This window comes from Halomonas sp. ANAO-440, from assembly GCF_019915905.1.
GTDB classification, from domain to species: domain Bacteria; phylum Pseudomonadota; class Gammaproteobacteria; order Pseudomonadales; family Halomonadaceae; genus Halomonas; species Halomonas chromatireducens.
On sequence record NZ_JAHXBV010000043.1, the window covers coordinates 1 to 19670 of the forward strand.

Sequence of the window (19670 nt, forward strand, 5' to 3'; positions counted from 1 at the left end):
GGACTTCCACCGAGTTGTATGCACGCCTTCACGGGCGCACTTGGAGCGCCGCTCCGCGTCGCGACTGGCGCCTTGGCGGAGGCTGAAACGCCGGTGATGGCCGCGAACGTTGGCAACCCCGCCGGGAGGCTTTCGCCTCCAGTCGCGATCTAAAGATGCTCCAACAGCGGTGTGGCAGCGTCGGTGGATAGAATCGCTGTCGGATCGGAGCTAACAAAAAAGCGCCCTCAGGGAGGGCGCAGGCAAGACCGTGACTAGCAAATGAGGGGAGAAACCATAACGAGGAACTGGCGATCCTCTTATGGGTGTGGCGCCTCATCAAACGCCACATACACACTGTAATCATTCGCGTTTATGCCGTCAACACAAATGCGAATACTTTTTATTAAGTTTCATTGCCTAGCCGGCCAGTCGCAGCCAGAGCGGCAGCGTGGCCATGGCCAGCAGCGTCTGGCCGGTGATCAGGGCGGCCATCAGCTCGGCATCTCCTCCCAGTTGGCGGGCCAGGATATAGGCCGAAGTGGCGGTAGGTAGCGCGGCGAACAGCAGCGCCACGTCACGGCTGACCGGGTCCAGCCCCAGCACCATGGCGAGCAGCAGCACCACGGCCGGCATCAGCGCCAGCTTCACCAGGTTGGATGTCCAGACGCCGCGGTCCAGGCGCATCAGCGCCCGGGGGCGCAGCGCCACACCCACCGCGACCAGGCCCAGTGGCAGGGCGGCTCGTCCCAGCAATTCCACCGTGGCGCCGCTCCAGCCGGGAAGTCCGATGCCGGTCAGGTTCAGGGCGATGCCGACCAGGCAGGCAAGAATCAGCGGATTGCGTACCAGCGCCAGCAGGCTCTTGCCCAGACTGGAAGGGCCCAAGGTGCCGGCGGCAATGAAGCTCGCCACGCAGAGGACGTTGACCACCGGTACCATCAGTGCCACGGCCACCGCTGCCACGGTAGCACCGGCAGAGCCGTGCAGAGCCGCCGCCCCGGCAACCCCCACGTAGGTGTTAAAGCGCACGGCGCCCTGAAATACCGAGGTGAAGGCCGCCGAGTCGATTCCCAGTTTCGGCCGAATGACCCAAAGCAGGGCGGCGAAGAGCAGCATGGTGCCGAGCAGTGCCAGGGCCAGGCGAACAACGGGTACCTGGCCGACATCGGCGTTAGCCAGGGTGGCCACCAGCATGGCCGGAAACAGCAGAAAGTAGATCAGCCGTTCCATGGCGGGCCAGAAGTTGTCGCCGGGCAGCCGGCGCCAGCCCAGCACGGCGCCCAGCAGTATCAGCAGAAACAGCGGTCCCAAAGCCTGCGCCACACCTTCCATTCGTACTCCTTTCAACCCTTGCAAGGCCGCTGCCCTGCGACATCCATCCACGGTCGACGCCCGACAAATGCTGTTAAGCTTACCGCTCTGTCGCCTCTCATTGGAGTGTTGCTTTCACCGTCATGAGCTCACCCTCTCACCCAGACCAAAGGGAAATCCGCTTTCCCGGCATTCGCCTGATGATGCTCGCCACCCTGGTGGCGCTGGCGGTTGCCTTATGGTACCTGGTTTCTCATCTGGTGCGGGGCGACCAGAGCATCGCCTGGTATGCTGCGGCTACCCCCTGCGAGTTGCACCGGTCGTCCTGTCAGGCGATGCTGGGCGGCTCCCGTCGCCTGAGCCTTGCGGCCGATGCGCCGGGGGGGATTCGGGCGCTGGACCTGCTGCCCCTGACGGTAACGCTGGAGGGCGTGGAGGCCACTGCCGTTCATGTTGACTTCGTGGGACGCGATATGGAGATGGGCTTGCACCGCTTCCCCCTCGAAGCGCAGGATAATGGTCGCTATGAGGGGGTGGCCCAGGTGCCGATCTGCACCGAGGCGACCATGCCCTGGCTAGCCCAGGTCGTGGTGGAGACCGCCGATGGCCGACTGGGCAGCCGGTTCGATTTTACTGTGGAGCGAAGTGGGCCATGAAGCGACAGGGTATCTGGAAGGTGTTGGGTGTCGTGGTCGTGCTGGCCGTGGCTCTCGGTGGCTACGGCTGGTATGAGCAGCAGAGGACTGCGGACGAAAGCGGTCCTCGGGGTGGTCCGGTAGAGATGCCCTCTACGCAGGGAGACTTTTCGTTGACCCAGATGGATGAGGACCAGGTTGCCATCCTCTTCTTCGGCTATACCTACTGCCCGGACGTCTGCCCCATGAGCATGGCGGTGATTCGTCAGGTGATGCAGGGGCTGGATGACGAGCAGCGCCAGCGCGTGGTGCCGGTGATGATCACGGTGGACCCCGAGCGCGATACGCTGGAGCGTCTGGAAGAGTACGTGGGCTTTTTCGGCGATGACTTCATCGGTGTGGCCGGCAACGAGGAGCAGCTAGAGGAGCTGGCAGGGCGCTATAACGTGGTATGGCGCCGGGTGGAAACGCCGGATTCGGCAATGGAGTATACCGTCGACCACAGTTCCTCGCTCTATCTGGTCGACCGTGACGGCCAGATCCTGCAGCGGGTGCTCTATTCGCCGACGCCGCACCCGCTTCGCTCGGCGCTGGAGAGCGAGCTGGGCGGGTAGGTCATTCGTCCTCGGCCGGGCTCTTCTCCAGCCGGTCGATCATGGCCATCAGCGCTCGTACCTGGACCCCTTCACGGGTGTCGTGCAGGGGGTCGAGCTGCCAGGTGCTCTCGGTAAAGCCCCACCAGTCCCAGCAGCCCTGGGGATTGGCCAGGCTAGTCTCGGCCTGGGGGTAGAGCACCACCCGTTGATTGGCCACGGCCCATTCGTTGAGGCCACTGTGGCGTACGAAGGCCTCGCCGATTTGCTTGCTGTCCATCCCGCAGCCATGCAGGGCCAGAGTCAGGTCACAGCCCCCCGCCTGGCACGCCTCGGGGATCAGTGCATACCCCACCGAGCCCATCCCGCGTACCGCAAAGTCCTCCTGATCGAAGCGCAGCAGCTGCGTCATATCGACCTCTTGCGCCGGGGCAAGCTCACCATGCAGCCAGGCCAGTGCCTCGCCGGCAATGTCCGTGCCGCAGGCCAGCAGGTGAGTTCCGCCGCCGCCGCGACACTCGGCCAGCCAACTGGGCGGAATCTGCTCGTCGGATCGTATCGGCCAGCCGTGGCCGGCTGTCGGAGCCAGGTTTACCTTCAACTGGTCCCTTGGGTTGGCCAGCCAGCCGGACAGCTGCTCGGCCAGGGCTTCTCCCAGGGAGGCATCGACCACGTTGTCGGCTTCGCCGTGCCAGACATAGGCACGCAGCTCGGCCAGGTCGGAGGCATCACCCACCAGCTCACGTGCCTGGTAATCGCGCAGCTTCAGGTTCAGGGCGGCCAGGTCCGGTGGGCCGCGTCGGGTTGACATGCACTGGCCCAGTGCGCGGCCGAGGCCGCCCTGGGCGCAGCTCCAGGGGCCGGCGGCGAGTACCGCCAGGCCCTCGAATCGCTCCGGCCATGCCACGGCGAGCTGGGTGGCCATATAGCCACCTGACGATATTCCGATGACGCTGATAGCATCGGGCGACGTGCCGAGTGGTGGTAGCTCCGGCAGCGGGTCGTTCGCCAGGGCGCCGGCCGAGAAAAGCAGGCCGGCGACAAGTGGGGGGAAGGCTCTCATGGGTTGGCTGTCAATCCATCACGTCGAGGAGTTCGACCTGGAAGATCAGCGTCTCGTTGGGTCCGATGGGTCCTTGCCCCTGAGCGCCATAGGCGAGCTCCGGGGGAATGAAGAGCATCCAGGTGTCGCCGACGCTCATCAGCTGCAGTGCTTCCTGCCAGCCTTCGATCACCTGGTCCACCCGGAAGTTGACAGACTCGTTGCGATCGAAGGAGCTGTCGAAGACGGTGCCGTCGACCAGCGTGCCTTCGTAGTGGACTTCCACGTGGGAGGTCGGACCGGGACTGGCGCCGTCACCGGCTTCCAGCACCTCGTACTGCAGGCCCGTTTCGGTGGTCTCGACGCCCTCCCTGTCGGCATTCTCGGCCAGGAAGGCTTCCCCCTCGGCGAGATTGAGCTCGGCTATTTGCTCGTTTTCGGCCTGGCGGTTGGCAATGGCCTGCTCCTGAAACCGGCTCAGGGTCTCGGCCATGTCATCGGCACTCATGGCCAGTTCATTCTCTTCGATGACATCACGTATGGCGTCGGTGAAAGCATCCACGTCCAGGTCGGCATACTCCTGTGCGATGCTCTGGCCATAGGCAATCCCCAGGCTGTAGCTGAGGCGCTCATCCTCGGTCTCCGGTGCGGCCAGGGCAAGCGGTGCTGCGGCCATCAAGGTGACCAAGGAGGCGGAAGTCAGGAGTGTCTTCATGCAGAATCCTTTGGTAATAGAAGCATTGAGGCGTGAACCCGTTGGCAGCTAATCGGACTCTAACAGGGCCGGTCCGGTTCCGCACCCGCTGACAAAGGGGGGAACCGGGCCGGTGAAGGGGTAGGTCAGACCACCAGTGTCGGGCAGTGGGCGGAGCCCGCCACGCGCTGGGCGACGCTGCCCAGCAGCAGGCTTTTTTCCCCGTTGGTGCCCTGGGCGCCGATCACGATCAGGTCGCACTCACGCTTGCGGGCGAATCGCACGATAGTGCGTGAGGGCCGCCCGCCCTTGACGAAAGCCCGCAGGCGCGAGGGATCGGTGCCCAGTTCCACCGCTTCCCCCTTGGCATGCACGGCGATCTCGGTGGCGTACTCCTTGAGCGCGTCATCGGGAATATCCAGCTTGTCGGGGCGCACCATGGAGAGCGAGGCTTCCAGCAGGCTGTGGTGCTTGAACACACAGAGAACATAGAGTTCGGCACCGGTCAGCAGGTGTAGCCCCACGGCCTTTTCCAGCGCCTTCATCGCGCCTTTCGAGCCATCCACCGGTATCAGTATACGATTGAACATCACCATCTCCTTAAGCAGGTCGTGCTCACCGATCAACGGAAGGCCAGGTCACGCAGGAACAGCGCGATCTGCGGGAACATGATGATCAGGGCCGCCGAGAGGACCAGCATGAAGACAAAGGGTGGCGTGCCGCGGATCACCTCCCAGTAGGGTCGCTTGAAGATGGCGATGGCCGTAAAGATGTCACAGCCGAAGGGTGGTGTCGCCGAGCCTATCGCCACCTGCAGGGTGATCAATACACCTACATGCACGGGGTCCAGGCCCGAAGCGGCGATGGCCGGTGCAAAGATAGGCGTCAGTACCAGGATGACCACGATGGGATCGACGAACATGCAGGCGACAAAGAAGGCAATGGAGATCGCGATCAGCACCCCGACCGGGCCTGCCTCGTTGATGCCGAAGGCGGCGAGCAGGGTCTGCGGGATCTGGGCGAAGGAGATGATCCATGAGAAGCCGTTACCCACGGCCACCAGGATGAACACCACGGCGGTGATAAGGCCGGTGGACTTGGCGATGGTGTAGATATCCGGCATTTTCAGCGAGCGGAAGATCACGAACTCCAGCAGTACCGCATAGAGCACGCAGGCGGCAGCCGCTTCGGTCGGGCTGAAGATACCGCCATAGATGCCGCCAATGATCAGCACGGGGAAACCCAGCGGCCATAGTGCGTTACGCACAGCAAGCGTGCGCTCCTTCCAGCTCGACTTGGGCTCGGTGGGCACCTTGTGGTAGATCGCGTAGAACACGCAGTAGATCGAGAACAGGAGCAGGATCAGCAGGCCCGGGCCGATACCGGCAATGAACAGTTCGCCGATGGAGGTGCCGGAAATGACCCCGTAGATGATCATGCCGATGCTGGGGGGGATCAGGAAGGCGATATCGCTGGAGTTGATGATCAGCGCCAGGGTGAAGGGATCCTTGTACCCGGCCTTGAGCATGCGCGGGCGCAGCGGCGAACCGACCGCCACCACGGTGGCCTGGGTGGAGCCGGAAACGGCACCGAACAGGGTGCAGGAGGCAGCGGTGCTGACGGCAAGGCCGCCCTTCACGTGGCCGACGAAACTCATGACCATGTCGATGAGCCGCCCGGCGGACTGGCCGCGGGTCATGATGTCGGCGGCGAGAATGAACATGGGCACGGCGATCAGCGCCGTGGGCCGTATGCCCCCCATCATCTGCTGGATGAGGGTCTCCATCTGTCCGGTGCCGCCAAAGGTCATGTAAAAGCCGACAAAAGCCGCCGTGACCAGAGGAATCATCATCGGGAAGCCGAGCAGCAGCAACACGATCATGAGGGAAACGATTATGGTTGTCATGGTGGTGTAATCCTCTCGTGCTCAGCTCAGACTTCGGTTTCCGTGTCCTTGTAGCCATCGACCACATGGGTCGACAGATAGACATCACGGGAGGTGAGGTTCTTGATGGCGGTGAGCAGGTACTGGATGCCGGTGATGGTGAACCCGACCGGGACCCAGAGGTAGATGATCCAAACCGGAATACTCAGAGAGGGGAGGACCCGTCCACGGCCATACAGCGTGCTGATATAGCCGATGGAGTAGTAGCAGAGCACGAACATCACCAGAGAGGTGAACAGACAGATGAAGATCATCAGCCAGCGCCGGCCACCGGTGGGCAGGGCATCATAGAAGGCGGACATGCGGATATGACGACCGTGACGGGCGGCATAGCCGAGCCCGGCGAAGGTGATCATCACGATCAGGATGCGGTTCACCTCTTCGGCGAAGTGCAGGCTCTCGCCGAGCAGGAAACGACTGAGCACGTTGGCCACCGTGTTGATGGCCATCAAAATCACCCCCACGGCCAGGATCGTTGACTCAGCCTTGCTGATCCAGGTGTCGACGACGCCCAGGGGGCCGGGGAGCGTCGAGCGATAGTTCTTCTCGGATTCTTCTTCTGTCATGCGACCGGACTCCTGAGTCTTTCCCTGCGAAGGGAGTGAAATGCCATATCCACCCTCAAGGGTAAGCAGCGCGGTACGGCTCCGTCCCGCGGGGCGTCAACGCTGATTGGCCGGGACGGAAACAATAAGGGGGTAGCCGGCGGGCTACCCCCTCGCACGATGAGTGGCCCTTGAGGCTTACTCCTCGCCGGTTACGGCTTCCAGGTCGGCCTTGAACTGCTCAAGCAGCTCCTGGCCGCGCTCACCGGTCATTTCGATGAAGCGCTCCTCGACCTGCGGGGCACGCTCGCGGAAGGCCTGGATCTGGTCTTCGTCGAGGCGGGTTACGGTAACTTCGTCGGATGCCTCCTGGATCTTTTCCAGGGATTCATCGGCGAGCCCGGAGATGTGGTCGATGATGTGCTCATAGGCCGCTTCGGTGGCGTCACGGACCAGCTGCTGTTCCTCTTCGGAGAGACCGTCGAAGAAGTCCTGGTTGGCCATCATGGCGGTGGTGAACCAGCCATGGCCGGTGAACACCAGATGCGGCGACACCTCGTAGAGACCGCCGGACTCGATCCAGAAGATCGGGTTTTCCTGCCCCTGGATGATGCCGGTCTGCAGGCCGCCGTACACTTCGCCCCAGGGCAGCGGGGTCGGGGTGGCGCCGAAGGCGCGGTAGGTCTCGGAGAGCAGCGGGTTGGTCATGGTGCGGATGTTCTTGCCGCGCAGATCGTCCGGGCTGGTGAAGGGTTCATCCAGGGTGACGACCATCTCGCCTTCCGGGTACATCTTGAGAAGCTCGAGGCCCTGCTCCGCATAGAGCTCCGGGAACATCTCGTTGATGGCCTCGCTGGTGTTGAAGAACTCGATGACCGACTCTTCATCGGTGGGCAGCAGGTAGGGAATGAAGAAGATCTGCGCTTCGGGAATCAGCGAGCCGGTGAAGCCGGGGGACTGGTTGACGAACTGCAGGATCCCGGCCTGTGTCTGCTCCATGATGTCATCGGACTCGCCCAGTTCACCAAAGCGGTAGATCTGAACGGTGTTATCGGAATTCTCCTCGATATATTCCTTGAAGGCGACGGCGAATACGTCCTGCACATCACCCTCGAATTCCTCATGCGCATAGCGCCAGTTGGCGGATTGTGCCGCGGCCGACATGCCGAACAGCAGCGCGCCGATACTGGCAGTGGTCAACAGCTTGGTTGCCTTCATTATTGTGTTCTCCTCGCAGGTTGGGCCTGTGAAACTCGATCACATCTCCAGGCATCGCGCAGCCTCATGGACTGCATAGCTTTTTTCAGGCTAGCGTGGCACTTAGGGGGGGTCAAGCTGGCTTTCGATGGTTTGAAGCGCTAAAAGTTGTGCTTTTTTCTGCAATTGCCAGCGCGATGCCAGAGAAAATGCCAGTTTCGAGCGACAAGTCGGTTGGCAAACGAGACCTTCGCCGCGCTCGGCCAGTGCCTGCAGGCGAGCCAGAGTTTCCTGCTCAGCGGCAAGCTCGGCGCGTTGCACCTGCTGTCGCACTTCGGCCACGCCGGGGCTTTTTTCGGCCTCGCCTTTCAGCTGCCGGCGCAGGGCGCGCAGCACCGACGTGACCTCCCGCTGCCACCGTCGGATCGCCGCTAGTTCATCAGGCTCCGCTTCCAATGCCAGGCCATGGTGGTGGAGCCAGCAGTGCCACAGCAGCTCGCAGACGTCCACGCCGGCTTCATCCTGCAGTGCCAGGCAGGCGGTCTCCACGCCGGGACGCGTATAGAGTGCCAGGGCGAAGTCCCATAGCGGATCCGCCGCCAACCGGCTCCGCAGAGCCCTCTCCAATCGGGTAGAATCGACACTCATGATCAGGCTGTCGCCATTTACCGTTACTGTCTTCTATTGGGTATTGCCGCCGGCGGGCGGCAGCATCGTTATCTACTAAGGAAATGCTGAACAAATCGACGAGCGAGATGAAGCGCAACGAAGCGATTCACTCGCACAGTCATTTGTGCAGTGTTTCCCTAATTGGAGTCTGCATGATTGCACTGCGCCAGGTCACCCTGCAACGCGGCACCCAGACCCTGCTCGAGGGGGCAGAGTTGACCCTGCACGCCGGCCACAAGGCCGGTATCGTCGGGTCCAACGGCGCCGGCAAGTCGAGCCTGTTCAGCCTGTTGCTGGGAAGCCTCGCGCCGGACCGGGGCGAGGTCGAGATGAGCGGCGGCCAGCGCATCGCCCACATGGCCCAGGATGTGGCGGCACTCACGCGTCCCATCGTCGACTATGTGCTCGATGGCGACCGGGAGCTGCGCGAGACCGAAGCGGCCCTGGCGCGGGCGCAAGAGCAGGGCGAGGCCCATCGAGAAGCCGAACTGCACGGTGCCATCGAGGCCCTCGACGGCTACAGTGCTCCGGCCCGTGCCGCCCAGCTGCTGATCGGCCTGGGCTTTACCCAGGCTGACCTCGAGCGCCCGCTATCGGACTTCTCCGGCGGCTGGCGGATGCGCGTCAACCTGGCGCGCACGCTCTTCATGCCGTCGGACCTGCTTCTCCTCGACGAGCCCACCAACCACCTGGACCTGGACGCGCTGCTGTGGCTCGAGCAGTGGCTGACGCGCTACCCCGGAACGCTGCTGCTGATTTCCCACGACCGGGATTTCCTCGATGCCGTCTGCGACCACATCGTGCATTTCGATCGCCGCTCCCTGGTGCTCTACCGCGGCAACTACTCCCTCTTCGAGCGTACCCGGGCCGAGAAGCTGGCACTGCAGCAGGCCGAAGCCGCCAAGCAGCAGGCCCGCCGAGCGGAGATCGAACAGTTCGTGGCGCGCTTCCGGGCCAAGGCCACCAAGGCGCGCCAGGCCCAGAGCCGCCTGAAGATGCTCGAGCGCATGGGCGACATCGCCGTCGCCCATGCCGATTCCCCCTTCCACTTCACCATTCCCTCCTCCGACAAGACCTCACATCCGCTGCTGGTGCTCGATGAGGCTCGGCTCGGCTATCGGGACGAGTCGGGCAGCGAGCCAGGAGGGGAGAAGGTGCAGCTCGACGGGGTGAAGGTGAGCCTGTTGCCGGGGCAGCGAATCGGCCTGCTGGGCCCCAACGGGGCCGGCAAGTCGACGCTGATCAAGTCCCTTACCGGCGACCTGCCGCTGCTGGCCGGCAAGCGCATCCCGGGCGAGCACCTGGCCATCGGCTACTTTGCCCAGCATCAGCTCGAGAGCCTGGACCTGACCTCCACGCCGTTCCAGCACGTCCTGCGACTCTCGCCCACGGCAAGCGACCAGGCTATCCGCAACTTTCTCGGTGGCTTCGGCTTCCACGGTGATACCGTCTTCGCCGAGGTGGGCAGTTTCTCCGGTGGCGAGAAGGCGCGCCTGGCCCTGTCGCTGGTGGCCTGGCAGAAACCCAACCTGCTGCTGCTCGACGAGCCGACCAACCACCTCGACCTGGAAATGCGCGAGGCGCTGACCGAAGCCCTGGCCTCCTTCGAGGGCACGGTGATCATCGTTTCCCACGACCGCCACCTGCTGCGGGCCACCGTGGATGAATTCTGGTGTGTGGCGGACCACCGGGTCGAGCCCTTCGACGGCGACCTGGAGGATTACCGCGCCTGGCTCAAGGCTCGGCTGGAGGGTGTGCGGCGTGAGGCGCGGGCCGACAAGGCCGAGCGACAGGCGGAGAGCGCCGCACCGAAGGAGGACCGCAAGGCGGCCCGCCGCGCTGCCGCCGAACTGCGCGAGAAGCTGCGGCCGTTGAAGAAGGCGCGCGACCGCGCCGAGCAGGCCATGGAGAAGGTCCAGGGCGAGCTCGCCACGGTGGAGGAGGCGTTGGGCGATGCCGAGCTCTACACCGACCCGGCACGCAAGGCCGAGCTCACCGAGCGGCTGGCGCGCCAGGGCGAGCTGAAGTCGCGTCTCGATACCCTCGAAGCGGAATGGCTGGCCGCCGAGGAGGAGCTGGAAGCGATGGAGGCGGAGCTGCAAGAAAACGGGGCCTGACTGACCGGCTATGTCACCGACCGTCAGCAGAGCGAGCCGTGTCTGTGTGGCCTGCGGCTGATCCGGCGTCAGGCCCCGGGGCGCCGGACCGTCGATGAGGCGCTGTGAACCCATCCCTGGGCGCTACATTTGCCATCCATGGCAAATGACCTCCTCTTCGGCCTGCCCCCGGCGCCGCTCGTTTCGGCGGCGCTGCTTCAGCTCTCCAGCAGAAACGTCACCGGCCCGTCATTGACCAGCTCCACCTGCATGTTGGCGGCGAACTCGCCGCAGGCGACCTTCGGCCAGGCCGCCCGGGCGCGGTCGAGCAGGTAGTGGAACAGCCGCTCGCCCTCGGCCGGCGGCGCGGCGCTGGAGAAGCTGGGGCGCAGCCCCTTGCGGGTATCGGCGGCCAGGGTGAACTGGGAGACCAGCAGTAGCCCGCCGTCGACCTGCTGCAGGTCGAGGTTCATCTTGTCGGCTTCGTCGGCGAAGACCCGGTAATGCAGCAGCTTGTGCAACAGCTTGTCGGCGGCGGCCTTGTCGTCCCCCTTCTCCACGCCGACCAGGGCCAGCAGGCCACGATCGATGGCCCCCACGGTCCGCTGGTCGACCACTACGCTGGCGCGCCGTACGCGCTGTATCAGGGCTTTCATCCGGCAAGCTTCCCTCTGGCTGTGGATCAGCCGGAAGGGTATCACGCACCCTGTCTACCAGGCGCGGCACAACATGATGTCGCAATGCGGCTCCGAGAGCAGCGCCTCGGTGATATGACTATGGCGGCCGAGCTGGCCACGGCTGCCCAGCGCCAGCAGGTCCGGCGGCTGGCGGCGCAGCCGGGTCAGCAGCACCTCCAGGGGATCACCCTGCTCCAGCACCAGCTCCAGGTCCGGTACGCTGTCGAGCTCTCTCATCAGCTCTTCGGTTTCACGTTCCAGCTGGTAGCGCAGGCGCTCCACCTCCCGGTCGCGCCAGCGGGCATACTCCTTGTCGGAGCCCAGCTCCCGCTCGCCGGGGATGTCCCAGGCGTGGAGCAGCGTAAGGCGCGCCTCCGGAAAGCGCTTGAGTGTTTCGCGCAGGACATGGCGGCTGCCCAGGGAGAAGTCCACCGGGACGAGGATATCCTGCCAGTCGCGGTTGGCAGGCTGGCTGACCGAGAGCACCGGGCAGGGGGCGCTGCGCAGCACTCTTGCCAGGGTGGTGCCGGCGACCAGGTCGGGCTGGCCGCGCTTGCGGTGGGCACCGAGTACGATCATGTCCACTTCACGGTCATGGGCTTCGCGGATGATCTCGGCATAGGTGGCCCCGGCCACCGTCTGCAGCAGGGTGCGTGGTTCGGGCAGGGCGTAGTCCTCGCGGATATCCGTCAGCATGGCCTGCATGTCGGCCACCACCGCTTCCTCCAGGTCGTGAAGAACCCGGCGTGGCAGGTAGGGGTCCAGCACATGAATCACATCGAGGCGTGCGCCACCTTCATGGGCCAGACGAATGGCTCGTGCGTAGGCGGCGCGGTTCTCTTCCGAGAGGTCGCAGGCAAACAGCAGCGTCTGGGTCATGATGTCGCTCTCCGTGAAGGTGGGCCTGACGGGGACAGACTTCAGCATGGGTGGGAGCCGGCACGCGCGCAAGGCGGGTTTGCTACCACCAGCGGTGAAAGTGATGCACCGGGCCGTGTCCATGACCCACATCAAGCCGCGAGCTCTCGGTCAGCGCCGTTTCCAGCCACTGCTTGGCACTGGCCACGGCCTGGGGCAGCGGATCGCCCAGGGCCAGGCGGGCCGCGATGGCCGACGACAGCGAACAGCCGGTGCCGTGCAGGTTCGAGGTCGCGATGCGGGTTCCCTCCAGCCACCGGCGTTCGCCAGGGGTTATCAGCAGGTCGGGGCAGCTCTCGCCCTGCAGGTGGCCCCCCTTGAGCAGGACGGCCCCGGAACCCAGAGCCTCAAGCTGAGGAGCCATGGCTTCCATGTCGGCGCGAGCCAGGGGGGTGTCGCAGCCCAGCAGCACTGCGGCTTCCGGCAGGTTGGGCGTCATCAGGTCGGCCAGCGGTACCAGCACCTCGCGTACGGCGGCGATGCCCACGTCCTCGACCAGGACATCGCCGCTCTTGGCGACCATCACCGGATCGAGCACGATCCAGCGGGGACGCCTGGCTTCGAGCGCATCTCGGATGGTTTCGGCCACCTCGCGGGAGGCGACCATGCCGATCTTGACCGCATCGATGGCCACATCGTCGAGCAGCGTGTCGAGCTGCAGGCGGATGAAATCCTCGGGCACCGGGTGCACGCCGCGGACGCCGCGAGTGTTCTGAGCGGTCAGGGCGGTGATGACGCTGGTACCATAGGCGCCCAGCGCGGAGAAGGTCTTGAGGTCGGCCTGGATCCCGGCGCCGCCGCTGGGATCGGAGCCGGCGATGGTCAACACATTGGGAATGGAGCGATTCGAGGTCATGACGTCATTGTCTCGCAAGCGGGTCAAGGGTAGCCAGGGGTCGACATGCTGAGTCTGTTCGTGGTGGCGCTGGTCAGTGCCACCCTGCTGCCGGGTGGCTCCGAGGTGTGGCTGGCCCGGCTCTGGTGCCTGGGCGAGCCAGTGATGATGCTGTGGCTGGTGGCCACCTCCGGCAATACCCTGGGCAGCCTGATCAACGTCTGGATGGGGCGCTATGCCCGCCGCTTCCAGGACCGGCGCTGGTTTCCCGCCTCGCCCCAGGGGCTGGCCCGGGCCGAGCGCTGGTATCACCGTTTTGGTGAGTGGAGCCTGCTGATCTCCTGGGCACCGGTGATCGGCGACCCGCTCACCGTACTGGCCGGCGTCTTCCGGCTGCCCTGGTGGCGGGCCATCCTGCTGATCACCCTGGCCAAGGGGGCCCGCTATGCCGTGGTGCTTTACCTGGCGCAGGCCTGGTTGGCGCCGCTCTGTCAGTAAACCCAGTTCAGTTTGCCGCAACCTTGCCGCTACAGCACCGAAGGCAGCCAGGTGGCCAGCCCCGGGAACAGGGCCAGTGCCACCAGCATGCCCAGCTGGATCAGGATGAAGGGGATCACGCCCCGGTAGATCGCCGAGGTCGGCACCGACTGGGGCGTGACCCCGCGGAGGTAGAACAGGGCGAAGCCGAACGGCGGCGTCAAAAACGAGGTCTGCAGGTTCACCGCGATCATGATGCCGAGCCAGATCGGGTCGAGGCCCATCATCAGCAGCACCGGCCCGACGATCGGCACCACCACGAAGGTGATCTCGATAAAGTCGAGAATGAAGCCCAGCAGGAAGATCACCAGCATCACGATCAGGGTCGCCCCCACCACGCCGCCGGGCATCGCCTCGAACAGCCCGGTGACCAGTTCCTCGCCGCCATAGGCACGGAAGACCAGCGAGAACAGCGCCGCCCCGATCAGGATCAGGAAGACCATGCTGGTCACCTGGGCGGTGGTCCGCACCACCTCGCGCAGCATCGGCAAGTTGAGGCGACGGTTGACCAGGGCCAGCAGGAAAGCGCCCATGGCGCCGACCGCGGAGGCCTCGGTTGGCGTAGCGAAACCGCCGAGTATCGAGCCGAGCACCGCGACGATCAGTAGCACCGGGGGGATCAGGCCCTTGATCAGCAGCGGCCAGACGCTGCCGCGATGGCCCAGTTCATCCATCAGTGACTGACGGTCGGCGGCGGGGGCGGTTTCGGGTTTCAGCCAGGCCACCGCCGTCAGGTAGACGATATAGGCCACCACCAGTAGCAGGCCGGGGATCAGCGCGCCGACGAACAGGTCGCCCACCGACACCGTCTTGGGGCTCCACACCCCCATGGCCAGCTGGGCTCGCTGATAGGCGTTGGAGAGCACGTCGCCCAGCAGCACCAGGGCGATAGAGGGGGGAATGATCTGGCCCAGGGTGCCGGTGGCGCAGATGGTGCCGGTGGCAAGCGAGGGCGAATAGCCGCGCTTGAGCATGGTGGGCAGCGACAGCAGCCCCATGGTCACCACGGTGGCGCCAACGATGCCGGTGGAGGCGGCCATCAGCATGCCCACCAGGATCACCGAGATTCCCAGGCCCCCGCGCAGCGTGCCGAACAGAAGCGCCATGGCATCGAGCAGGGTTTCGGCGATTCGCGACTTCTCCAGCAGCACGCCCATCAACACGAACAGCGGCACCGCCAGCAGGGTGCTGTTGGTCATGATGCCGTAGAGCCGGTTGGGCATGGCGCCCAGCATGCGCGACTCGAAGTGAACCGGCACCCCCATGTTCTGCAGCAGGATGCCGAGGCCGGCAAACATCAGGGCGGTGCCGGCCAGTGCCAGCGCCACCGGGTAGCCCAGCATCAGCACCAGGCAGACGGTAAAGAAGAGAATCAGCGGCATGAAATCGAGCAGGAATTCCACGTCAGAGCACCTCCCCGTGGTCGGGGGTATTGCCCGGCGCCTTGCCGCGCAGAATCAGCACCTGACGGATCACCTGGGCAACGCCCTGAATGAACAGCAGGGCCATCATCACCAGGATCAGCGACTTGAGCAGGTAGACGCCGGGTATACCGGCGTCAGGCGAGCGCTCGAGAATGGCCCAGCTGCTCCTGACATAGCCATAACTGCCAATGCCGATAAAAAGCACCACCGGGAACAGCAGGAACAGCGTTCCCAGCAGGTCGATCCAGGCGCGGCCACGGTCGGACAGCTTGCGATAGAAGATGTCGACACGCACATGGCCATCGTGACGCAGGGTCCAGGCGGCACCCAGCATGAATACCATGGCATGCATGTACATGACCGACTCCTGCATCACGACGCTGTGAATGCCGATGACGTAGCGCATCACCACGATGGCGAATTGCACCAGCATCATGATGATCACCAGCCAGGCGATAAAGCGGCCCACGACCTCGGTAAAGCCGTCGAGCCATGCGAGCAGGACCGGGTCACGGTTCGCGGTTGGCATGGGGGTCTCTCGTTGTCGAAACGGATAGGGGACGCATCATCGCCGATTCAGCGTGACGCGTCATCCCCACGTCTCAACGACAGGGGATGAGTTCAGGCCGGATGAAAGCGGGTATGGTGCTTGAGCAGGTCGTCGAGTATGTCCCGGCACGCTGCGGGGAGCGCCAGGTCGACGGCGATCGGCAGGTGGTCTGAAAAGAGATGATCGAGTACGCGGACGTCGCGAGCCTCAAGCGAATCGGAGATCAGGATGTGGTCCAGGGCGCGGCGGGGCTGCCAGGAAGGGTAGCTGAGCAGCGGACGCACGGGATGCAGTGGCAGCGAAGCGCAGAAGCGTGAGTGGCTGTGCAACTGGTCCGGGGTGCAATTGAGATCGCCCATCACCACCACATGGCGCAGCGGCTGGATGATCTCGCTGAGGTAGTCGAGCTGGCGAACCCGGCCGCGATGGCTCAGGGCCAGGTGGGCGACGAACAGGTGAAGCGCATCCGGCCCATCCCCGTAGCGGGCATGGATGGCGCCCCGGCCGGGCAGCGTGCCGGGCAGGCGATGCTCTTCGATCTGCGTGGGAGCGAGGCGTGACAGCAGCCCGTTGCTATGCTGGGCGAAGCGCCCCAGGTTGCGGTTCAGCTGTTGGTAGTGGTGGGGAAAGCCGCCATGGGTGGCCAGGTACTCGACCTGATTGACATGGCTGGAGCGAAAGCTTCCCCCGTCGACTTCCTGCAGCCCCACGATGTCGAAGCGTCCCAGCACCTCGCTGACCATGCTGAGACGGTTCATGCGCTTGGGGTGCGGCAGCAGATGCTGCCAGCTGCGTGTCAGGTAGTGATGATAAGCCGACGTCTGAATCCCCACCTGCATGTTGAAGGTGAGGAGTTTCAGATGACCGCCATCGAGCGGCGGTGTCTTCGCGTCGGCTAGCCGGGACATCTCTTTCGACACGGCTTATTCTTCTCGTTCCTGACGCACCCTTTCTACCAGGGCATCGGCTATCTGGGGCATGTTGTCCAGGCTGCCGGCACTGCTGGGCGTAACCAGGTAGCGGCCGTCCACGACCAGCGCCGGGACGCCCATCAGGCGCATGGCACGCATGCGGGCATGGGCCTGGTTGACCCGGGACTTCACGGAGAAGGCATTCAGCGCCTGGCGCGCGTCGTCTTCGCTGACGCCGTAGCCGCTGAAGAAGGCGGCAATGCTGTCGGGGTCGGTCAACTGCTGGCCATTCTGATGGATGGCATCGAAGATGTCGGCATGCGCCTCTTCGCGAATACCCAGCTCCTCGGCGGCATAGAAGACCGCCGCATGGGTATTCCAGTCGCCCCCCATGGTGGCCGGCAAGTGGACGATACTGACGTCTTCGCCAAGCGTCTCGTACCAGGCTTCGACGGAGCTCTGCAGGTTGTAGCAGTGAGGGCAGCCGTACCAGAACGCTTCGGTGACCTCGATCTGGTCGTCGGCGACACGGGTCTCGACGCGCTCGGGCAGCACCTCGTAGTGCTGGCCTTCCACCAGGGTGGCGGCTGAAGCCAGCGTCGACAGGCCGAGGCCGGCCAGGGCCATCAGTGTGGTCTGGATGAAGCGGGTAGACTGGGACATTGTGTTGTCACTCCTTGGGAATGCCGTTTTCGCCTGGCGAATGGCGGTTCAGCGCCGGTTACGCTCGTCACTTGGAGCCCCGGGAGAGGCCAGGGTTCCGAGTCGGCGCGAAACAGCGAAGGCGGCCAAAGGCCGCCTTCCTTGATCGGCCAATGAGCCGGGCCGCGCTGATGCCTGAATCAGTGCAGGCCGAGGATGTAGTTGGCCACGGCTGCCATGTCATCGTCGCTCATCTTGGCGGCGATATCGCTCATCATGTTGCTGGGGTCATTTGTCCGCTCACCCGAGGCGAAGTCCTGCAGGGTGGCAATGGTGTACTCGGCGAACTGGCCGGAAAGGGCCGGGTAGATGGCAGTATGAATGCCTTCGCCGGCAGGACCGTGACAGGCTGCACAGGAGGGGATGCCCTTGGACATGTCGCCGGCGCGGTAGAGTTCCTGGCCGCGGGCGATCAGCAGCTCATCGGGGTCGGCCTGGCCGATGTTGGCATCCTGCTCCGCATAGAAGGCGGCCACGTCCCAGGCGTCCTGGTCGGAGAAGTCATCGACTTGGCCGATCATTTCAGGGACCAGCCGTTCGCCGTCACGGATATCCATGATCTGCTTGGCCGTGTAGGTCATCTGCTGACCCGCCAGATGCGGGAAGGAGCTGGCGGGGCTGATGCCGCTTTCTCCATGACAGGCGGCGCAGGTCTGCGCCAGTTCGCGTCCGGCTGCCGCGTCGGCATCCGCTTCCAGGTCCGCGTGGGCGGCGCCAACGGCGCCGATGGTAAATGCCAGGCTTGCCAGTAACTTTCTCATCGCTGTTTCACTATGCCGTTGTGTTGTTTACCGGTACGCACCCTGGGTGCCGCCCGGTCCTCGCAGGTTCCAGGCCGGGTTTGCCCTGTCCGAAGCGCCGGTTGCGCCGGTCGCTGACGGCAAGAGCGCGGTGGTACACTAGCGCGCCCAGGTCGCAGAGAAAAAGACGCTGCATTATAACGAATCAAGCCCGTCTCGGGAATGCAGGTCAAGCCCCCGGCGACGGGATACATCTACTCCTTTCGGCAGGACCTCGACGCCATGGCCCAATTCAATTACCAGACTGCGCGCTTCATGACCAGTGCGCCGACCCTCGCCCATTGCCCGCCCGACGAAGGGGCAGAGGTCGCCTTTGCCGGCCGCTCCAATGCGGGAAAATCCAGCGCCATCAACACCCTGACGCGGCAGAAGGCCCTGGCGAGGACCTCGCGCACCCCGGGGCGCACGCAGCTGATCAACCTCTTCTCGCTGGGCGACGACACCACGCGACGGCTGGTCGACCTGCCCGGCTATGGCTATGCCAAGGTGCCCGAGGAGGTCAAGCGCGAGTGGCAGCGCCACCTGGCGGAGTACCTGCGCGCGCGCCAGTCGCTGAAGGGCGTGGTGCTGGTCATGGACGTTCGCCATCCGCTCACCGAGTTCGACCAGACCCTGCTGGGCTGGGCCGATGAACAGGAGATGCCGGTTCATATCCTGCTGACCAAGTCGGACAAGCTGAAGTCCGGTGCCGCCAAGAGCGCGCTTCAGCAGGTGCGAACCCGCCTGCGCGAGTGGGAGGACCTGGTCAGCATCCAGCTCTTCTCTTCGCTCAAGCGCGAAGGCGTCGACGAGGCCAGCCGGCGCCTCGACGGCTGGTTGGACGGTCCCGAGTAGCCGTTCCGGTACGTTATCAGCCTTGCTCCCCCCCGACCAGCCGCAGCAGCTCGGGCAGTTCCCGCACGTGATTCAGCCGGTGGATGCCGGCAGGCAGGGGCATGTCATCGATATGCGGTGAAATCCAGGCGACCTGCATGCCCAGGCGGTGAGCCGGTTCGACGTCCTCGCGCCAGGAGTCGCCCACGTGGAGGGTCCGGGCGGGCGTCGTGCCGAGCCGAGCCAAGGCAGCCAGGAAGGGGCGCGCATCGGGCTTGGGGGCGAGGAGCTCACCGGCGGCGATGGCCACCGGGAAGTGGCGACCCAGCGGCAGTCGATGTATGTCCACGTTGCCGTTGGTGATGCTGGCGAGCCGGTAGTGCTGGCCGAGCGTCGACAGCAGCGACTCCACCTCCGAGTGCGGCGTGACTTGATGGCGCAGCACCATGAAACGCTCCATGGCGGCTGCGGCCCACGACCGGGCGGCGTCGCTGTCCAGCCCATACGCTACCAGCAGCCTCTGCAGGGCCTGTTCACGCAGCCAGGTGAAGTCCCCGCGGCGCAGCGGGTAGGCGGCGGCCAGTTCACGGCGTTGGTCCAGGAAGGCTTCCAGCGGAAAACGCTCGGCGAAGCGTCGTGCCGGGGGCTGGCCGCGGTTGCGCTGCCACGCCTCCAGCGCCTCGTCGAGCCAGGCATAGTGTCCGGTCTCGGTCTCGACCATGACGCCATGGTTATCCCACAGGGTATCGTCGAGGTCGAAGGTCAGGGCCTGGAATGGCGTCGTTGTCGGCATT

General features: G+C 64.6%; 22 protein-coding genes. 5 read left to right on the forward strand and 17 right to left on the reverse strand.

The genetic code is table 11. From position 1 onward, the window contains the following. Nucleotides 1–399 precede the first annotated feature (399 nt). Complete coding sequence (locus tag KZO25_RS18720; RefSeq protein ID WP_223138093.1) at nucleotides 400–1314, reverse strand: AEC family transporter; 915 nt, start codon at nucleotides 1312–1314, stop codon at nucleotides 400–402. 122 nt (nucleotides 1315–1436) lie between these two features. Here KZO25_RS18720 and KZO25_RS18725 point away from each other — a divergent pair, with 122 nt between their 5' ends. After that, a complete protein-coding gene (locus KZO25_RS18725; protein ID WP_223138094.1) occupies nucleotides 1437–1949 on the forward strand; it encodes a hypothetical protein in 513 nt (170 codons plus the stop codon). Further along, complete coding sequence (locus KZO25_RS18730) at nucleotides 1946–2542, forward strand: SCO family protein (protein ID WP_066451941.1); 597 nt, start codon at nucleotides 1946–1948, stop codon at nucleotides 2540–2542. The genes KZO25_RS18725 and KZO25_RS18730 overlap by 4 nt, the downstream gene beginning before the upstream one ends. A 1-nt stretch (nucleotide 2543) precedes the next feature. Here KZO25_RS18730 and KZO25_RS18735 read toward each other — a convergent pair whose 3' ends face one another. The 7 genes from KZO25_RS18735 to KZO25_RS18765 form a co-directional block, all read right to left on the reverse strand. After that, a complete protein-coding gene (locus tag KZO25_RS18735; RefSeq protein WP_262489132.1) occupies nucleotides 2544–3584 on the reverse strand; it encodes a poly(3-hydroxybutyrate) depolymerase in 1041 nt (346 codons plus the stop codon). A gap of 10 nt (nucleotides 3585–3594) precedes the next feature. Further along, nucleotides 3595–4278 (reverse strand): FKBP-type peptidyl-prolyl cis-trans isomerase, encoded by a 684-nt coding sequence (locus tag KZO25_RS18740; protein ID WP_066451939.1) that lies wholly within the window; start codon nucleotides 4276–4278, stop codon nucleotides 3595–3597. Nucleotides 4279–4403: 125 nt separating this feature from the next. Further along, on the reverse strand, nucleotides 4404–4847 hold the full coding sequence (locus KZO25_RS18745; protein WP_066451938.1) for a universal stress protein: 444 nt from the start codon (nucleotides 4845–4847) through the stop codon (nucleotides 4404–4406). A gap of 32 nt (nucleotides 4848–4879) precedes the next feature. Next, nucleotides 4880–6163, reverse strand: a complete 1284-nt coding sequence (locus KZO25_RS18750; RefSeq protein ID WP_066451937.1) for a TRAP transporter large permease — start codon at nucleotides 6161–6163, stop codon at nucleotides 4880–4882. A gap of 26 nt (nucleotides 6164–6189) precedes the next feature. Continuing rightward, entirely contained in the window at nucleotides 6190–6768 is a 579-nt protein-coding gene (locus tag KZO25_RS18755; RefSeq protein ID WP_066451936.1) for a TRAP transporter small permease, read from the reverse strand. A 177-nt stretch (nucleotides 6769–6945) separates the two neighbouring features. Beyond that, nucleotides 6946–7965 carry a TRAP transporter substrate-binding protein DctP gene (gene dctP / locus KZO25_RS18760; protein ID WP_066451935.1) on the reverse strand — a complete coding sequence of 340 codons (1020 nt, stop codon included), beginning with the start codon at nucleotides 7963–7965 and terminating at the stop codon, nucleotides 6946–6948. 102 nt (nucleotides 7966–8067) lie between these two features. Then, nucleotides 8068–8592, reverse strand: coding sequence for a TIGR02444 family protein (locus tag KZO25_RS18765; protein WP_223138095.1), 525 nt, complete (start codon nucleotides 8590–8592; stop codon nucleotides 8068–8070). Nucleotides 8593–8765: 173 nt separating this feature from the next. On the opposite strand from KZO25_RS18765, the gene KZO25_RS18770 reads away from it, so the two are divergent. Next, nucleotides 8766–10730: an ATP-binding cassette domain-containing protein gene (locus KZO25_RS18770; protein WP_223138096.1), complete on the forward strand. Its 1965-nt coding sequence runs from the start codon at nucleotides 8766–8768 to the stop codon at nucleotides 10728–10730. A 197-nt stretch (nucleotides 10731–10927) separates the two neighbouring features. On the opposite strand, the gene dtd is transcribed toward KZO25_RS18770, so the two are convergent. The 3 genes from dtd to thiD form a co-directional block, all read right to left on the reverse strand. Next, nucleotides 10928–11365 (reverse strand): D-aminoacyl-tRNA deacylase, encoded by a 438-nt coding sequence (gene dtd, locus KZO25_RS18775; RefSeq protein WP_223138097.1) that lies wholly within the window; start codon nucleotides 11363–11365, stop codon nucleotides 10928–10930. A 54-nt stretch (nucleotides 11366–11419) separates the two neighbouring features. After that, nucleotides 11420–12265, reverse strand: coding sequence for a universal stress protein (locus KZO25_RS18780; protein WP_066451931.1), 846 nt, complete (start codon nucleotides 12263–12265; stop codon nucleotides 11420–11422). 82 nt (nucleotides 12266–12347) lie between these two features. Then, nucleotides 12348–13160: a bifunctional hydroxymethylpyrimidine kinase/phosphomethylpyrimidine kinase gene (thiD, locus tag KZO25_RS18785; protein ID WP_223138098.1), complete on the reverse strand. Its 813-nt coding sequence runs from the start codon at nucleotides 13158–13160 to the stop codon at nucleotides 12348–12350. 45 nt (nucleotides 13161–13205) lie between these two features. Between thiD and KZO25_RS18790 the strand changes: the two genes are divergently transcribed. After that, a complete protein-coding gene (locus tag KZO25_RS18790) occupies nucleotides 13206–13637 on the forward strand; it encodes a YqaA family protein (protein ID WP_223138099.1) in 432 nt (143 codons plus the stop codon). A gap of 29 nt (nucleotides 13638–13666) precedes the next feature. Here KZO25_RS18790 and KZO25_RS18795 read toward each other — a convergent pair whose 3' ends face one another. The 5 genes from KZO25_RS18795 to KZO25_RS18815 all read right to left on the reverse strand — a co-directional run bounded on the left by KZO25_RS18795 (nucleotide 13667) and on the right by KZO25_RS18815 (nucleotide 18024). Continuing rightward, nucleotides 13667–15070 carry a TRAP transporter large permease subunit gene (locus tag KZO25_RS18795; protein ID WP_201025425.1) on the reverse strand — a complete coding sequence of 468 codons (1404 nt, stop codon included), beginning with the start codon at nucleotides 15068–15070 and terminating at the stop codon, nucleotides 13667–13669. Nucleotides 15071–15080: 10 nt separating this feature from the next. Then, nucleotides 15081–15629, reverse strand: coding sequence for a TRAP transporter small permease subunit (locus tag KZO25_RS18800; protein WP_066451928.1), 549 nt, complete (start codon nucleotides 15627–15629; stop codon nucleotides 15081–15083). Between the two features lie 92 nt (nucleotides 15630–15721). Beyond that, nucleotides 15722–16558, reverse strand: coding sequence for an endonuclease/exonuclease/phosphatase family protein (locus tag KZO25_RS18805; protein WP_066451927.1), 837 nt, complete (start codon nucleotides 16556–16558; stop codon nucleotides 15722–15724). 15 nt (nucleotides 16559–16573) lie between these two features. After that, a complete protein-coding gene (locus tag KZO25_RS18810; protein WP_066451926.1) occupies nucleotides 16574–17224 on the reverse strand; it encodes a thiol:disulfide interchange protein DsbA/DsbL in 651 nt (216 codons plus the stop codon). A 179-nt stretch (nucleotides 17225–17403) separates the two neighbouring features. After that, nucleotides 17404–18024, reverse strand: coding sequence for a c-type cytochrome (locus tag KZO25_RS18815; protein WP_066451925.1), 621 nt, complete (start codon nucleotides 18022–18024; stop codon nucleotides 17404–17406). Nucleotides 18025–18285: 261 nt separating this feature from the next. Here KZO25_RS18815 and yihA point away from each other — a divergent pair, with 261 nt between their 5' ends. Then, nucleotides 18286–18897 carry a ribosome biogenesis GTP-binding protein YihA/YsxC gene (gene yihA, locus KZO25_RS18820; RefSeq protein ID WP_223138100.1) on the forward strand — a complete coding sequence of 204 codons (612 nt, stop codon included), beginning with the start codon at nucleotides 18286–18288 and terminating at the stop codon, nucleotides 18895–18897. Nucleotides 18898–18913: 16 nt separating this feature from the next. Here yihA and KZO25_RS18825 read toward each other — a convergent pair whose 3' ends face one another. Next, complete coding sequence (locus KZO25_RS18825; RefSeq protein WP_066451924.1) at nucleotides 18914–19669, reverse strand: HAD family hydrolase; 756 nt, start codon at nucleotides 19667–19669, stop codon at nucleotides 18914–18916. Nucleotide 19670: the final 1 nt, after the last annotated feature.

Coding starts and splice junctions, on each gene's coding strand:
- KZO25_RS18735 (WP_262489132.1), bottom strand. CDS start 3,584: ATGAGAGCCTTCCCCCCACTTGTCGCCGGCCTGCTTTTCTCGGCCGGC.
- KZO25_RS18825 (WP_066451924.1), bottom strand. CDS start 19,669: ATGCCGACAACGACGCCATTCCAGGCCCTGACCTTCGACCTCGACGAT.
- dctP (WP_066451935.1), bottom strand. CDS start 7,965: ATGAAGGCAACCAAGCTGTTGACCACTGCCAGTATCGGCGCGCTGCTG.
- KZO25_RS18815 (WP_066451925.1), bottom strand. CDS start 18,024: ATGAGAAAGTTACTGGCAAGCCTGGCATTTACCATCGGCGCCGTTGGC.
- KZO25_RS18730 (WP_066451941.1), top strand. CDS start 1,946: ATGAAGCGACAGGGTATCTGGAAGGTGTTGGGTGTCGTGGTCGTGCTG.
- KZO25_RS18725 (WP_223138094.1), top strand. CDS start 1,437: ATGAGCTCACCCTCTCACCCAGACCAAAGGGAAATCCGCTTTCCCGGC.
- KZO25_RS18720 (WP_223138093.1), bottom strand. CDS start 1,314: ATGGAAGGTGTGGCGCAGGCTTTGGGACCGCTGTTTCTGCTGATACTG.
- thiD (WP_223138098.1), bottom strand. CDS start 13,160: ATGACCTCGAATCGCTCCATTCCCAATGTGTTGACCATCGCCGGCTCC.
- KZO25_RS18780 (WP_066451931.1), bottom strand. CDS start 12,265: ATGACCCAGACGCTGCTGTTTGCCTGCGACCTCTCGGAAGAGAACCGC.
- KZO25_RS18770 (WP_223138096.1), top strand. CDS start 8,766: ATGATTGCACTGCGCCAGGTCACCCTGCAACGCGGCACCCAGACCCTG.
- KZO25_RS18805 (WP_066451927.1), bottom strand. CDS start 16,558: ATGTCCCGGCTAGCCGACGCGAAGACACCGCCGCTCGATGGCGGTCAT.
- KZO25_RS18740 (WP_066451939.1), bottom strand. CDS start 4,278: ATGAAGACACTCCTGACTTCCGCCTCCTTGGTCACCTTGATGGCCGCA.
- KZO25_RS18750 (WP_066451937.1), bottom strand. CDS start 6,163: ATGACAACCATAATCGTTTCCCTCATGATCGTGTTGCTGCTGCTCGGC.
- KZO25_RS18790 (WP_223138099.1), top strand. CDS start 13,206: ATGCTGAGTCTGTTCGTGGTGGCGCTGGTCAGTGCCACCCTGCTGCCG.
- KZO25_RS18755 (WP_066451936.1), bottom strand. CDS start 6,768: ATGACAGAAGAAGAATCCGAGAAGAACTATCGCTCGACGCTCCCCGGC.
- KZO25_RS18810 (WP_066451926.1), bottom strand. CDS start 17,224: ATGTCCCAGTCTACCCGCTTCATCCAGACCACACTGATGGCCCTGGCC.
- KZO25_RS18745 (WP_066451938.1), bottom strand. CDS start 4,847: ATGTTCAATCGTATACTGATACCGGTGGATGGCTCGAAAGGCGCGATG.
- dtd (WP_223138097.1), bottom strand. CDS start 11,365: ATGAAAGCCCTGATACAGCGCGTACGGCGCGCCAGCGTAGTGGTCGAC.
- KZO25_RS18765 (WP_223138095.1), bottom strand. CDS start 8,592: ATGAGTGTCGATTCTACCCGATTGGAGAGGGCTCTGCGGAGCCGGTTG.
- yihA (WP_223138100.1), top strand. CDS start 18,286: ATGGCCCAATTCAATTACCAGACTGCGCGCTTCATGACCAGTGCGCCG.
- KZO25_RS18800 (WP_066451928.1), bottom strand. CDS start 15,629: ATGCCAACCGCGAACCGTGACCCGGTCCTGCTCGCATGGCTCGACGGC.